The 13,445-nt window shown below is 60.1% G+C and carries 12 protein-coding genes; 1 reads left to right on the top strand and 11 read right to left on the bottom strand.

Annotated elements, in window-relative coordinates:
• Positions 1-51: 51 nt before the first annotated feature.
• The 9 genes from IVB24_RS14540 to IVB24_RS14500 form a co-directional block, all read right to left on the bottom strand.
• Positions 52-1,194, bottom strand: a complete 1,143-nt coding sequence (locus IVB24_RS14540; RefSeq protein ID WP_247773354.1) for a DegT/DnrJ/EryC1/StrS family aminotransferase — start codon at positions 1,192-1,194, stop codon at positions 52-54.
• Positions 1,191-2,192 carry an NAD-dependent epimerase/dehydratase family protein gene (locus IVB24_RS14535; protein WP_247773351.1) on the bottom strand — a complete coding sequence of 334 codons (1,002 nt, stop codon included), beginning with the start codon at positions 2,190-2,192 and terminating at the stop codon, positions 1,191-1,193. The genes IVB24_RS14540 and IVB24_RS14535 overlap by 4 nt, the downstream gene beginning before the upstream one ends.
• The gene (locus IVB24_RS14530; RefSeq protein WP_247773349.1) at positions 2,189-3,358 is read right to left on the bottom strand and encodes a DegT/DnrJ/EryC1/StrS family aminotransferase; all 1,170 of its coding nucleotides are present in this window, start codon (positions 3,356-3,358) and stop codon (positions 2,189-2,191) included. The genes IVB24_RS14535 and IVB24_RS14530 overlap by 4 nt, the downstream gene beginning before the upstream one ends.
• Before the next feature lie 100 nt (positions 3,359-3,458).
• Complete coding sequence (locus IVB24_RS14525; RefSeq protein ID WP_247773347.1) at positions 3,459-3,968, bottom strand: acyltransferase; 510 nt, start codon at positions 3,966-3,968, stop codon at positions 3,459-3,461.
• 27 nt (positions 3,969-3,995) lie between these two features.
• Positions 3,996-5,471 (bottom strand): oligosaccharide flippase family protein, encoded by a 1,476-nt coding sequence (locus IVB24_RS14520; RefSeq protein WP_247773345.1) that lies wholly within the window; start codon positions 5,469-5,471, stop codon positions 3,996-3,998.
• Positions 5,472-5,520: 49 nt separating this feature from the next.
• Positions 5,521-6,582 carry a Gfo/Idh/MocA family oxidoreductase gene (locus IVB24_RS14515; RefSeq protein WP_247774096.1) on the bottom strand — a complete coding sequence of 354 codons (1,062 nt, stop codon included), beginning with the start codon at positions 6,580-6,582 and terminating at the stop codon, positions 5,521-5,523.
• Between the two features lie 71 nt (positions 6,583-6,653).
• The gene (wecC, locus tag IVB24_RS14510) at positions 6,654-7,916 is read right to left on the bottom strand and encodes a UDP-N-acetyl-D-mannosamine dehydrogenase (protein ID WP_247773344.1); all 1,263 of its coding nucleotides are present in this window, start codon (positions 7,914-7,916) and stop codon (positions 6,654-6,656) included.
• Positions 7,909-9,033: a UDP-N-acetylglucosamine 2-epimerase (non-hydrolyzing) gene (gene wecB, locus IVB24_RS14505; protein WP_247773342.1), complete on the bottom strand. Its 1,125-nt coding sequence runs from the start codon at positions 9,031-9,033 to the stop codon at positions 7,909-7,911. Before wecB ends, wecC begins: the two co-directional genes overlap by 8 nt.
• Before the next feature lie 3 nt (positions 9,034-9,036).
• The gene (locus IVB24_RS14500) at positions 9,037-9,831 is read right to left on the bottom strand and encodes a WecB/TagA/CpsF family glycosyltransferase (protein WP_247773341.1); all 795 of its coding nucleotides are present in this window, start codon (positions 9,829-9,831) and stop codon (positions 9,037-9,039) included.
• Between the two features lie 177 nt (positions 9,832-10,008).
• Here IVB24_RS14500 and IVB24_RS14495 point away from each other — a divergent pair, with 177 nt between their 5' ends.
• The gene (locus IVB24_RS14495; protein WP_247773339.1) at positions 10,009-10,896 is read left to right on the top strand and encodes a glycosyltransferase; all 888 of its coding nucleotides are present in this window, start codon (positions 10,009-10,011) and stop codon (positions 10,894-10,896) included.
• A 16-nt stretch (positions 10,897-10,912) separates the two neighbouring features.
• Here IVB24_RS14495 and IVB24_RS14490 read toward each other — a convergent pair whose 3' ends face one another.
• Both IVB24_RS14490 and IVB24_RS14485 read right to left on the bottom strand, forming a co-directional pair.
• A complete protein-coding gene (locus IVB24_RS14490; protein WP_247773338.1) occupies positions 10,913-12,085 on the bottom strand; it encodes a hypothetical protein in 1,173 nt (390 codons plus the stop codon).
• Positions 12,086-12,109: 24 nt separating this feature from the next.
• Complete coding sequence (locus IVB24_RS14485; RefSeq protein WP_247773337.1) at positions 12,110-13,426, bottom strand: HlyD family type I secretion periplasmic adaptor subunit; 1,317 nt, start codon at positions 13,424-13,426, stop codon at positions 12,110-12,112.
• Positions 13,427-13,445 lie beyond the last annotated feature (19 nt).

Here is a 13,445-nt window from a genome sequence, read left to right as displayed (position 1 = left end):
GGAATCGCATACACCGACCAGGTGACTGCCGAAGGTCTGCCCCCGCGATAGCTATCCCCGGGCCAGTTCCGCTTTAAGGCACTCTACGACGCGAAGCTGCTCTGCCTCGCTCATCTGGGCGTAAATCGGCAGCAGGATCGAACGGTCCTGTGAGAGTTCCGAGTGGCGAAGGTTATGGCGCTGCGCCGTCTTCGCGTAAGGCGGCTCGCGATGCGAGCACATAATGCCGCGGCGCGTCGCGATCATCTGGTCAAGCAAACTTTGCATGACCGCGCGCTGATCGAGACGGTTGGGGAGGCGAACGCAATAGCTTTGCCAATTGGACCTGGCCCATTCGGGCTCTGCTGGCAGCCTCAAACCTTCGAAGTTGCCAAGCAGTTCGGCGTATCTGGCCGCAACAGCACGGCGGCGCGCCACCAGTTCCGGAAGCCGCTCCAGCTGTTTCCGCCCGATCGCGGCCTGCATGTCGGTCATCCGGAAATTGTAGCCGGAAACAAGGTACTCTTCGAAGATCACCTGGGAAGAGCCATGCCGCACCGTGTCGGGAACGCTCATCCCGTGCTGGCGCAAGAGCCTAAACTTGCGGTCGAGCTCGGCATCCGCAGTGGTCAGCATCCCACCCTCGCCGGTCGTGATCACCTTGCGGGGATGAAAGGAAAAACAGGCGATTCGTCCATGCGGTTTGCCGATCCGCTCCCAATTCTCCCTGATCTGGATCTCGCTGCCGGCAGCGCAGGCTGCGTCCTCGATCAGGGGAATTCCATGGCGGTCCGCCAGAGCGGTTAGGGCTTCCAAATCGCATGGCATGCCCATTTGATGGACCGCGATAATCGCGCGGGTACGCGGAGTAATCGCCTCCGCCAGCCGGCGGGGGTCTATGTTGTAGGTCTCCGGATCGACGTCTACGAAGATGGGAACGGCGCCCTGATTTCGGATTGAATTGGCCGTTGCAATGAAGGAATGGCTTGCTGTGATGACCTCGTCGCCAGGTCCGACGTCCAGCGCCGCCAGAGCAAGTTGCAGGGCCGTCGTGCAATTGGACACAGCGCACGCAAACGGCGCGCCGACGAAAGCGGCAAATTCACGCTCGAAGGCCGCCACTTGCGGACCCTGCGACACCCAGCCGGAGAGGACGGCCGCTCGCGCCGCATCGGCCTCTTCCTCCGCAAGGAGTGGCATTGCAATCGGAATCATGATGCCGCCGCCTGTTCCCGGTCGACGGCACTGAGCTCGCGTTCGGCGAGCCACCATTTCACGAGGTCTGTAAGTCCCTGCTCAAGCGAGACGGAGGTTCGGAAACCAAGCAGACGTTCGGCTTTTCCGGTCGAAGCCAGCCGGCGCGGCACCGGATTGACCGAGCGCTCCGGCGCGAACTCGGGCGCCATTTTGGGGTGCCCCATCACGGAAGCGAGGACTTGAGCAAGCTGCACCAGGCTCGTTTCGGTACCGCTTCCCACGTTGAACACTTCGTCGGTCACCTTGGCCCGAGCTGCCAGTATGTTTGCACGGGCAACGTCGCGCACATGCACGAAATCCATGGTCTGTTGGCCATCACCGAAAATGACCGGTGGCAGACCGGATTCGAGCCGCTCCATCCAGCGGATCAGCACCTCGGTGTAACGCCCGTGAATGTCCATACGGCTGCCGTATACGTTGAAGTAACGGAACGCCACGTAGTCGAGACCGTACATGTCGTTGAAGGTGCGAAACAGACCTTCGGTGAACGCCTTCGCGGCGCCATAGAGAGTTCGGTTGTCGTAGGGATTCTGTCGCTCAGTGGTGGGAAACTCCTCCGCCATGCCGTACACGGATGCGGAAGACGCTGCGATCACCTTCTCGACGTCGTGCCTGACGCACAGCTCAAGGAGGTCGTACGTGGCGTCCACCATGACTTCCTTGGCCAGGCGTGGCTCAGCTGCGCAGTGCGTGATACGCAGCGCGGCCTGGTGAAACACGATATCGGCCGCCTTGACCAGCGCTCCCATCAGCTTGCCATCGCGTATGTCGCCATGGACCAGCCGCACCGGGCCGCGCCCGAGCGCTCGCCGGAGGTTTGCCGGCCGTCCTCGCACCATGTTATCGAGGGCCACGATCTCGATGCAGCCTTCGTCGCACAGCAGGTCGATGATATGGGAGCCGATGAACCCCGCTCCGCCCGTGACCAAGATGCGTTTTCCCTTGAGATCGATCAAGACGCTCTCCTATTGTTGGGCTCTGCTGAAACATGATCCCCTTCGCGGCCAATACCCCGCGAGAACTCCAGCGGCACGGCGGTCTTCAGCGTGGAGACGACTTCGGCCACCTGCTCGTGCGACAGCTCCGGATAAATAGGGAGCGAAAGAAACTCGTTGGCGAGCATCTCCGTGACGGGGAGATCGCCAGGTCGATAACCAAGCTCCGCGTAAGCCTTTTGCAGATGAACCGGAACGGGATAGTGAATGCCGGTGTCGATTCCAGCCTCCCGCAGCGACCTGATCGCGTCGTCGCGCCGCGACAACATGACGGCATAGACGTGATAGACGTGGCGGCTGTACCAGGGCGGCTGGGGGCCAGCCAATTGAAGATCCGACAACAATCGATCGTATCGCTCGGCGAGCGAACGGCGCGCATCCGTCCAGGATTCAATATGAATCATTTTGACGTTAAGCACCGCGCCCTGGATGCCGTCCATGCGGTAATTGTAGCCGGCAACAACGTGCTTGTACTTGGCCTCCTGACCCCAGTCCCGCAGCAACGACACGCGGCGGGCGAGGTCCGGCTGATCGGTGACGACTGCCCCACCCTCGCCAAACGCGCCGAGATTTTTGCCGGGATAGAAGCTGAAGCACCCGAGATCGCCGATCGAGCCGGCGCGGCGGCCCTTGTATTCCGCACCGTGCGCCTGCGCCGCATCCTCGATGACGACCAGACCATGACGGCGGGCAATCGACATGATCGGATCCATGTCGGCCATCAGTCCATGCAGGTGAACCGGCATGATTGCCTTCGTCCGTGGTGTTATCGCAGCCTCGATCAAAGCCGGATTCATCGTCCATGTAACGGGATCAACGTCGACGAACACCGGCTTGGCGCCGCTGTAGAGAATGGCCGCCGTCGTCGCAACGAACGTCATCGAAACAGTGATGACCTCATCGCCCGGGCCAATGCCGGTCGCGAGCAGCGCGAGATGAAGCGCCGACGTGCCACTGTTCACCGCGCGGCAATGAGCGGTCCGGCAATACTCGGCGAAGTGTTGCTCGAACGCCGTCACCTCGGGGCCGAGGATAAAATTCGCGCTTCCGATGACTCGTGCCACCGCTGCGTCGATCTCCGGCTTGATCTGGCTGTATTGGGCTTTCAAATCGAGGAAAGGTATCAAGGTGAAAAACCTTCGGGTGGCCGGCGCTATGATTTAAATATTAAAATATCATTATCAGATTAATTCAAGACTAAATATGCATTCCATCGTTTTAAATGGTTTATGTCGTTCCCGCCCCGCGCTCGCGTCGCAAGGCCGGCTGTTCTTCAGCGAACAGACACCGCGCCGGCACTCCCGCCACGACCGCGCCCGGCGGGACGTCCTTGGTCACCACCGCCCCGGCGCCAACTGAGGCGCCGGCGCCTATCGTTACACCGCACAGAACGGTCGCATTCGAGCCGATGGACGCTCCTCTGCCGACACGGGTGCGCTGCAACGTCCAATCCGCGGCGCCCTGAGGCCGGCCATCCACTGTGGTTGCGCGCGGATACTTGTCATTCGTGAACATGACCCCATGGCCGACGAACACCTCGTCCTCAATCGTGACGCCCTCGCAGATGAAGCTATGGGAGGAGATCTTGCAGCGCGCGCCAACCGTGGCGCCCACCTGGATCTCGACGAAAGTGCCGATCCGGGTCTCGTCACCCACCGTGCAGCCATAGAGATTGACCAGCTCCGGGTGGAAGATTCTGACATCGCGGCCAAGCCGTACGTCATTGCTAATCGGCATCTTCGTCTCCACAATAACCGCGAGGTTTTACAGGGCCGTGCGCGACAGTCGAAACCTTGGCGCAATGCTGGCAAGACCGGCGACCGCCTGATGAAGGTGATTGAGCAAGGGGTGGCCAGTCACCAGCAGCCCCAGCCACCAGCAAAGGGCCGCAGCACACGTTGCCAGGGCGAGCCCGGCGAGGGGTGTCAGCAATCCAGCCTCCATCAACGCCACGCAGCTGGCGACGCCCAATCCAGTTGTCGCCGTCACGAGTACGCTCCTCATGAGCGCTCGGACGAGATCCCTCGGCCCGAAGCGGAGGTGCCGTCCGATGAAGTAGATCGCGACCGCAGCCTGAAAGGGCAGCGTCAAAAGTGCGGATGCGGCGACGGCCTGCACACCGAAGAAGGATGCGCCTAGAATGATGAGAAGCGACGGCGGTAGCGAGATGAAGGAGGAGATCAGCGCATCCCGGATGCTTCCAACGGCTACGAGTACCGGAAAACTCAGGCACGCCGCAAAGAGTGCCATGTTCGCGATGCACAACAGGCGCACGAGTGGAACGATCTCGAGCCAGGTCGGGCCGAGCCAGATCGCAATAATCGGCTGGGCCATCAAGGCCACGAACACCAGGAAAGGCCATTGCGCCACGGAAAGCAGTTGGATCGCGTCGAGGTAAACGGCCTTCAAGTCGTCCCCGGCTTGGCGCTTTGCAACGATCGCCGGCATGATGACGGGGTTCAGGACCTGGGTGACAAGCCTGTCAAAAACCTGCGTCAAATTTATCGCGCGGCTATACAGACCGACGGACGCCAAGTCGAGAATTCTGGCCAGAAACAGTTGGGGCGCCAAATTGTAGAAGACATTGATGACGCTGACCCCGCTGGAATAAAGGCCAAAGCTCACGATGTCGCGGCATGCCGAAACCGAAGGACGCAGAACGCCAGGATTTCGATGGCCTATCAGCAGCGCCAGGGTCAGGATCACGTTTCCTGCTAGTCCCCCACAGATCGGGGCCATATAGCTCCATCCTGCCATCGCAAGCCCGATAGAGACCAGAGCGACCGCCACACCAGACGCAAAGTTGCACACGGCCAGCGTTCCGAACTTCATGTCCCTTCGCAGCAAGGCTGATATCGTTCCAGAGATCGGCAGGAGCAGAAAATTCAGGGCGGAGACTTCGATGGCTCGCTTCAAGCTGTCCTGCGCAAACAATTGCGACAGACTGTCAGCGAAGATGAACAGAAGAGCGGCAATCGCGCCCGAAATGCCGAACGTCAAGGTGAAGGCCGAGCGGACATCCTCGGCCGACAAATCACTTTTCTGGATCAGATAGTTTCCGCCTCCGAACTCCTGAAACGAGGACGCAATGACGAGCGAGATGGCGTTGACGACCGCAAAGACTCCGAATTCCGCCGGCGACAACAAGCGGGAAAGCACAGCGGTGGCGGCAAAGAACAGGACGAGACTGCCATAGCGGTCGGCCGCCGAGAAAAGAATGGAACGTTCGACCGAATTCATCGCGAAACCATCGCCTTTCGGCTGCTAGCAATGCCCGCCGACATCACATCTAGGCCGTGACCCGGGCGCGTTCCCGGACCGGATGCGGTTGCTTGAGGAGGACCGGCTTCCCCTGCGCGGCTATGGAGCGCGAGGCCGCCTCCAGCACTTCAATCACGCGCAATGCGGAGATGCCGCCGGAAATCGGCTGGATTCCGGTGCGTACGCAATCGACGAAATGTTCCACCTCCGTCTGCAGCGCTTCCGTGGGTGCGATATGCGGGGCCCACATGTCGCCTGCGCGGTATCCGATTCGAAATTGATGTGCATCCTCGGGAGGCGCATCGAGCGTAATTCCCTTGTCATAGAGCTTAATCTTTTCAGTCGGCTCGAGATCGTCATAGACGATCATCTTCTTGCTGCCACCGATGAACGTCTGGCGCACCTTGACGGGCGAAAGCCAGTTGACGCTGACATGGGCCACGCACGCGTTGGCGAAAAACAAGGTGATGTGGGCCATATTCTCCGGCGAGCCGGCGACATGGCACGATCCGGTTGCCGAGACGGCAACCGGCGCTTCATCGAGGATATGGTGGATGATCGAGATGTCGTGCACGGCCAGGTCCCAGATCACATTGACGTCCTTCTGGAACAACCCGAGACTCGCGCGTGTACTGTCGTAATAGTAGATGTCACCGAGTTCCCGGTTGAGCAGGAGCTCCCGGATCTTCTGGACCGCCGGCGTGTAGAGGAACGTATGATCGACCATGAGCGTCAGTCCGCGCCGGTCCGCCTCGTCAATCAGGCGGGTCACGAGCTCGGCACTCGCCGCAAGGGGCTTCTCGACCAGCACATGCTTACCGGCTCTCAGTGCTGCCATCGCCAGCTCATAGTGCGTATGCACCGGCGTAGCGATGGCGATTGCATCGATGCTGCCGTCCTTCAGCAGATCTTCGTAGCGAGTGGTCGTTTCCACCGCCGGGTAAAGCTGCTTCATCGCGCCGAGCCTGCCTGGGCTCAGGTCGCTGACGCTGACGACACGAGTGGCAGGATTGACCGAGAAATTGCGAACGAGATTGGGGCCCCAATAACCGTAACCCACAACGCCGATTCCCAGTTGACTATCTCGCATGCTGACCTCGATGCAATCCAGAGAGAACGCTTCCAATTATCCCGTCGCCGACGATCACCGCACGCCAGGCATCAGGTTCGTGCCGGCATGTCCTGCCATATGCCCCGTGTATCAATGACGTCGAGATGCCGACGATCCGAGAGGGGCACCATCTTGAACTCATCATGGTCGACGAGGAGAATCGCGATTTCGCAACTGCGCAGAGCTTCATCAATGCTCACGAATGCGACGCGATGATCGGCCAACTGAGGCGGTAGACGGCGCAGATTCGGCTCAACGACCTTGATCCGCTCTCCGTATTTCGCCGCCAGATGCGTGGCTATCTCCATGGCAGGGCTTTCACGCAGGTCGTCGACGTTGGCCTTGAAGGTCAATCCGCAACAAGCAATGCTTGCATAGGGATGATCGTCAATCAGCGCCTCCGTGCGCTCGATGATCTTCTGCGTCTTGGCGTTGTTGACCTCGCGGCTTGTTCGCATCACGCGCGCGAGATCCGGCGCGGAGTCGATGATAAACCAGGGGTCGACGGCAATGCAGTGCCCGCCCACGCCCGGTCCGGGACGCAATACGTTTACGCGCGGGTGGCGGTTGGCGATATCGATCACCTCCCAGACATTGATGTCGAACCTGTCGCAGATCAGCGAGAGTTCGTTCGCGAAGGCGATGTTGGTATCGCGAAAAGCGTTTTCCGTCAGCTTGACGAGTTCGGCCGCACGCGCCGTCGTGCCGACGCAAGCGCCGCGAACGAACATCTTGTAGAAACGTTGAGCGCGCCGCGTGCAGGTGGGCGTGATTCCCCCGATGCACCTGTCGTTGTTGATGAGCTCGGTGAGGATCCGGCCCGGCAACACGCGTTCCGGGCAATAGGCGACGTAGATCGCTCCGTCTTCCTTGCCGTTGACGCCTATGTGCAGATCCGGCCTGCGCTCAATGATCCGCTTTGCGATGGCCTCGGTGGTCCCGATCGGCGACGTCGATTCGAGGATGACGAGATTGCCTGGCGCTAGGATATCGACGATATGGTCCACTGCCGCATTCACGCTCGACAGATCTGGATGATTTTCGCGGTCGATTGGCGTCGGCACTGCGATGATGAAGACGTCGGCCGGCTGCGGTTTGGTCGACGTCGTCAGGGCACCGCTCGACACGACCTTGGACACGAGGCCATCGAGATCTGGCTCCGCAATGTGAATTTTTCCGGATGCAACCGTATCGACGATGCGCTCGTTGGTGTCGATACCGAGCACCTGAAGGCCTCGGCTCGCAATCAGCGCCGCGGTCGGCAGTCCGATATAACCAAGTCCAATGACGTTGATCTTTTGGAATTCAGGCATCGAGAAGAACCTTCACGATACGCTCGCTCGCGTGCCCGTCACCAAACGGGTTGTGCGAGCGGGCCATGGCCGCATAGGTCTCGTCATCGTCGAGCAGGCGAAATGTCTCGGCAACGATCTTGTCGTGGTTCGAACCGACGAGGCGCGCCGTCCCGGCTTCCACCCCCTCGGGGCGCTCGGTCGTGTCGCGCATCACCAGGACCGGTTTGCCGAAAGTGGGGGCCTCCTCCTGGACGCCGCCCGAATCGGTCAGAACCAGATGCGATAGCGAGAGCAGGCTCACGAAGTCCGTGTATTCCTGGGGGGAGATGAGGACGACCCTCGGGTGATCGGACAAGCGGGACGCAAACAAGTCGCGGACATTCGGATTCGGATGCACAGGGAGCACCACGGCAACGTCTTCCCTGCGCAGGATCGTCTCCAACGCGTTCACGATGTTGACGACGCCGCCGCCGAAATTCTCCCGACGATGGCAGGTCACCAGGATGATGCGCCGGTTACCGTGGCGCTTCTTGATGCCGTCCCAGCGGCACGAGAGTCCGGGATCGGATTCGACCATGGCTTTCGCGAAGATGAGAGCGTCCACCACCGTGTTTCCCGTGACGTGGATGCGATCATGCGAGACGTTCTCGGAGCGCAACGCGCGTGCAGCGCGCTCTGTGGGAGCAAAATGCTGATCGGCGATCGAGCCGACGATCTTGCGGTTCACCTCTTCGGGCCATGGGGAAAGGATGTCGCCACTGCGCAGTCCCGCCTCGATGTGAGAGACCGGTATCCGGTGATAGTAGGACGCCAATGCGCCCGCCATGGCGGTCGCCGTGTCGCCCTGGACGATGACCCTGGTCGGCTTCACCTTCTCGAGGAGCTCGCCAATTTGTCCGAGCAGCCGAGCGGTCAGATCATCCAGTGTCTGATTGGCCGTCATGACGTTCAGATCGAAATCCGGGACCACTTTGGCGAGCTTGAGGACCTGATCAAGCAGTTGTCGATGCTGTGCTGTCGCACAGATCGTGAGGGAAATGTCCTTGCCTTTCTCGGCCTTGAGGCGGTTGATGACAGGGAAGAGCTTGATTGCTTCGGGCCGGGTCCCCAGAAGGATGAAGAAATGCTTGTGCACGTCTCACCCTCCAATCCGACGCGGGCCCGGCGGCACGGTGCCGGGTCCACGAAGCGTGGGATGAATCGCCTGCTTGACGAGCGCTTGCGCCAGGATGCCTGCAAACAGCGCATTGGTCGCGGCGTATCGCCGCCACATCCGCTGGGGCTCCTGATAAATTCGGTACAGCCATTCGAGGCCCAGCCTCTGAATTAGAGCCGGTGCGCGCCGAACGGTGCCCGCAAGGACATCGAACGCGCCGCCCACACCCATAATGAACGGTACGCCGAGATCGTCACGATGAGCGGCGAGAAAACGCTCCTTCCGCGGTGTCGGCATGCCGATGAAGAGACAATCGGCCGCGCTGGACTGGATGTCCCGAACGACGTCATTCTCCTGCTCGGGTTTGAAGTAGCCGTCGTGCCAGCCTGCGAAGACGAGTGAGGGATGCCGCTCGCGCGCGCGGTGTACTGCCTGCTGCAGTACGGCGGGGGTGGTGCCCAGGAAATAGGGTTTAAAGCCTTCCCGCGCACATACCGCGAGCAACTCCACCAGGAGATCGACGCCAGCCACTCGCGAGGTCGCTGGCAGCCCCAATGCTCGAGCGCCCCAAAGAATCCCCATGCCGTCGATGCCGACAATGTCACTGCTGGCGACATCGGCGGCGAGCACTGGATCGGATCGCATATTGACGAACTTGGCGACGTTTAACGCGACATGCTGCAGCCGTCGGCGGCTACGTATGGCGCTTCGCGCCAACTCGACCGTCTCTGCCATCGTCAGCAGGTCAATAGGGCACGCCAGGAACGATGCACGCATTTGAAACGAACTCCGAAAATGCAATTTGGTTTAAGTTGCATTTAAGATTATAATAACGATAATAATCATCAGATATTTAATTGCAAGGATTAAATTGGACTTCTCGCAAAGCGGAAACAGATGGCGCCGCGCTGGTGCGCGCAGCACACCAGCCTGAATTAAATAGGATCATATCGAATGATTTCGGTCATTATTCCCCACCTCAACCAGGCCGGTGCGCTGGAGGCCTGTTTGAAAAGTCTGGATGGACAGACTCTCGCCCGGGACTTGTTCGAGGTCATCGTGGTGGACAACGGCTCCGCCGTTTCCCCGATCGACATCGTTGCCGGCCATCCCGACGTAAGCCTGAAATACGAACCGCATCCCGGTCCGGGCCCGGCGCGAAACGCAGGTGTTGCCGCTGCCAAAGGCGAGATCCTCGCCTTCATCGACGCCGATTGCAGAGCTCATCCAGACTGGTTGAGCAGCGTGATGGAGCGGTGCTACTCGTCGCCAGCGGGCACGGTTCTCGGGGGCGACGTCCGCATTTGGCGACCGGACAATGCAGAGCTTGACGCCATCGCGGCTTACGAGAGTGTGTTCGCTTACCGCTTCAAGCTCTATATCGAGCGCCACGGCTATTCAGGTACCGGCAATATGGCCGTGTTTCGCCGAGACTTCGATCGCGTCGGCCCTTTCGCCGGCATTGACGTGGCCGAAGACATGGAGTGGGGACAGCGTGCGTTGCGCGCCGGACTTCGATTTCGGTACGCGCCTGAAATGGTCGTCTTCCATCCGGCTCGTGGCTCTCTCCAGGAGCTCTATGCCAAATGGGATCGGCACATCGCGCATTATCGCAAGATGGCGGAAGGTCGACCTGCCTGGCAGTTGCGCTGGACCGCCCAGGCGTTGCTGGTTTTCGCATCGCTTGTGCCAAACGCCGTGACTGTGCTGAGCAGCGAACGCCTGCATGGTACCCGAGTCCGCCTCAAGGCTATTTCGGTATTGTGTGCGGTCCGGACGCACCGTGCACTGACGATGCTCTCGCATCTACGAGGCCAGCGAGCGGTTGCCTGGAATCGGTAGCTAAGCGAATATTCCGTCAGGCGCCGCGGAAGACAGCATTGTGGGTCAGCTCCGGCAAGTCGGTACGCCGGCCGAACGACCACAGGATCCAGCCCAGTTCGTAGCTGCGGCACTCAAGCCGCAGCTCCACATTGGCGCCATCGATCAGCCGCTCCCCGTTGCTCAGCCAGGCGTTCTTGACTGCGCGCAATACGCGCGGAGCTTTTGTTGCCAGTTCACCCTTTCGAACCTGCGAGCGGAGGGACAGACTCAGTTCAGGTACCAGCATGGTCCGGCCCAGCTGGTTGTGGCCGAGGACCCAGTTGAATCCCTTGATCAGCGCGTCCCGCGACTGCCTCTGCCCGAAGCGCTCGGCCCATTCCAGCAACGCCGGGGCCATTCCATACTGATGGACCGAATAGACTTCGTAGAAATCAACGACGCAGCCGCTCGACGCGTCGAAGAACCAGGGCCATTCGCCTTGCGGGCCTTGAAGCGCCATCAGATTGCGCACGCAGGTATCAGCCATGACGAGCGCGGAAGCCTCGCCGGCGAATTCGCCATATTGATAACAGGCGATCGAGAGATAGGTCTGTGTCGCAAAGGACGAGAAACGGCGACGAAGGCCAAACGGCGCATCGAAGAACAATCCCGATTCGCTGTGAAAGCGATCCGTCAGGAAACGATAGAGCGGCCTGGCGTAGTGCCACCATTCTTTCTCGCCTGCCCTCGCCTGGGCAACGACTCCCGTGAGCAGCATGCCAAGATCCTGCGCACGGAAGCTTTTCCATTGGCCTTCATCGGCAAGAATGGCTCTCAGCTCGCTTTTGACCGGATCCGGTATTTCCAGAGCCAGCTCGGCGGCACTCCATAGCGCCATGCCAAAGGCATATCTGCGTACGGGAAGCTTCGTGAGTTGCAGGACGTTGCGACGGAATATCTCGGGGATATCGATGCCATCCGGAATTTCGGCAACGCGTGACATCCCGAGAAGAACGTTGAGGGTGTAGAATACATCGCTGCTCGGTACCGACTCGTTAGGCGAAGAACGTCCATCGAGATGGTAGATATGTGACCACCGGCGGTGCTCAGGCAACCAACACCGTTCCAACCCGTTGAGCGCGTAATTCACCAATGGAGCATTTTGCGAGAGCTTACTCGCAGCTGTGGGCACCACGAGCTTCACCCCAAGATTCGAACTAATGATCATGATCAATCGCCATCTCAAGCCGGGTCAATATTCTCGGATGCCTTCATCCAATCCGCGTAGCAATGGATAGAGGAAATAGGAAATCACCGTGCGCTTGCCGACTTTCAATTCGGCCGTCACCGCCATGCCCGGGATCAGCTGAGTACGCTCAGGCGGCAGCCGAAGGTGCGTGTCGGACAAATCGACCAGTACGCGGTAATAGGGAGCTGGCGCGTGGCGCGCCCCCTCGGCTTTCGGATCCGGAGCGAACGTGTCCTGACTGATGACCCGGACTTCTCCCGTAGCGGTTCCATACTTCTGGAAGGGAAACGCTTCGAACTTGATACGGACCGGTTGTCCGAGCGACACCTGACCTATATCCCGCCCCTCGACGTTGACCTCCGCCTGAAGAGGCACGTCGCGCGGAACCAGCACGAACATTGTTTCCGCCTCACGAACCACAGAGCCAACCGTGCGGTTTGCAATTTCCAGCACTACGGCATTCGCCGGCGCCTGCAGGACGATCAACTGTCGGCGAAGCTCGGCTTTCTTCAGTTCCTCTGCCGCACTATTTCGCTTCGGCAGAGTTTCCACCAGCTCCTGATAGCTGGTGCGACGAAATTCCTCGGCGAAGACCTTCTGGTCAGCGTTGGCCTTGTCCACCCGATGCGCACTGTCGGCAATATTGCCACGAACACGCGCCAGATTGCTCTCGACCTCGAGCCGAGCATCGCGAGATAGCAGGAAGTTCAGCCTCGAACCGACCTCCTTATCCATCAGTGTGGATCGCATGGCCTCTATTGAACGCATCGTTTCGAGCCGCTGCAGAAGAACTGCCTCTTCGTTCTGCGCCGTCCTGAGATTGGCTTGAGCGGAGGCGATCTGCGTGTCGTAGTTCTGGATCTGCGCCTCGTAGGCGGCCCTCCTCTGCAGGAACATCTTGCCCTGCAGGATCTGGTCCGCGTTCGTGAGATCCTTGACCGTATATTCCATTCCGTTCAGTTCGGCGCCCAAGCGATCGATCGACGCTTCGAATCCAGCCAGTCTGCCGCGCAACTGATCGAAGTCCGCCTGCGAGAAAGTCGGATCGAGGGTCGCCAGAACGTCGCCGCGGTTGACCCGATCACCGGCCTTGACGTGTATCTCGCGGATGACCGACGTTTCCAACGGCTGCACGACGAGGTTGGGGCGTGTCGTGGTCAATTTTCCCTGCGCCGTGACGATCATATCCACTTGCGAGACGGAGGCCCAGGTCACCGCAAAGGCGATTAGTGCAAGAATGCCGTAGAGAGTGACACGCGCCAGCCGCGGCGGCGCCTGCTGCTCCACCTCCGTGGCATCGCACTGGAATTCGGCGATCACCCGCGCTCGCCCCGGCAAC

The organism is Bradyrhizobium sp. 192, assembly GCF_023100965.1.
GTDB classification, from domain to species: domain Bacteria; phylum Pseudomonadota; class Alphaproteobacteria; order Rhizobiales; family Xanthobacteraceae; genus Bradyrhizobium; species Bradyrhizobium symbiodeficiens.
This window is presented reverse-complemented; position numbering and strand designations above follow the sequence as displayed.

Bases quoted from the DNA above. Each gene is read 5' to 3' on its own strand.
- IVB24_RS14495 (WP_247773339.1), top strand. From the start codon at position 10,009: ATGATTTCGGTCATTATTCCCCACCTCAACCAGGCCGGTGCGCTGGAG.
- IVB24_RS14490 (WP_247773338.1), bottom strand. From the start codon at position 12,085: ATGATCATTAGTTCGAATCTTGGGGTGAAGCTCGTGGTGCCCACAGCT.
- IVB24_RS14500 (WP_247773341.1), bottom strand. From the start codon at position 9,831: ATGCGTGCATCGTTCCTGGCGTGCCCTATTGACCTGCTGACGATGGCA.
- IVB24_RS14515 (WP_247774096.1), bottom strand. From the start codon at position 6,582: ATGCGAGATAGTCAACTGGGAATCGGCGTTGTGGGTTACGGTTATTGG.
- IVB24_RS14540 (WP_247773354.1), bottom strand. From the start codon at position 1,194: ATGATTCCGATTGCAATGCCACTCCTTGCGGAGGAAGAGGCCGATGCG.
- IVB24_RS14520 (WP_247773345.1), bottom strand. From the start codon at position 5,471: ATGAATTCGGTCGAACGTTCCATTCTTTTCTCGGCGGCCGACCGCTAT.
- IVB24_RS14525 (WP_247773347.1), bottom strand. From the start codon at position 3,968: ATGCCGATTAGCAATGACGTACGGCTTGGCCGCGATGTCAGAATCTTC.
- wecC (WP_247773344.1), bottom strand. From the start codon at position 7,916: ATGCCTGAATTCCAAAAGATCAACGTCATTGGACTTGGTTATATCGGA.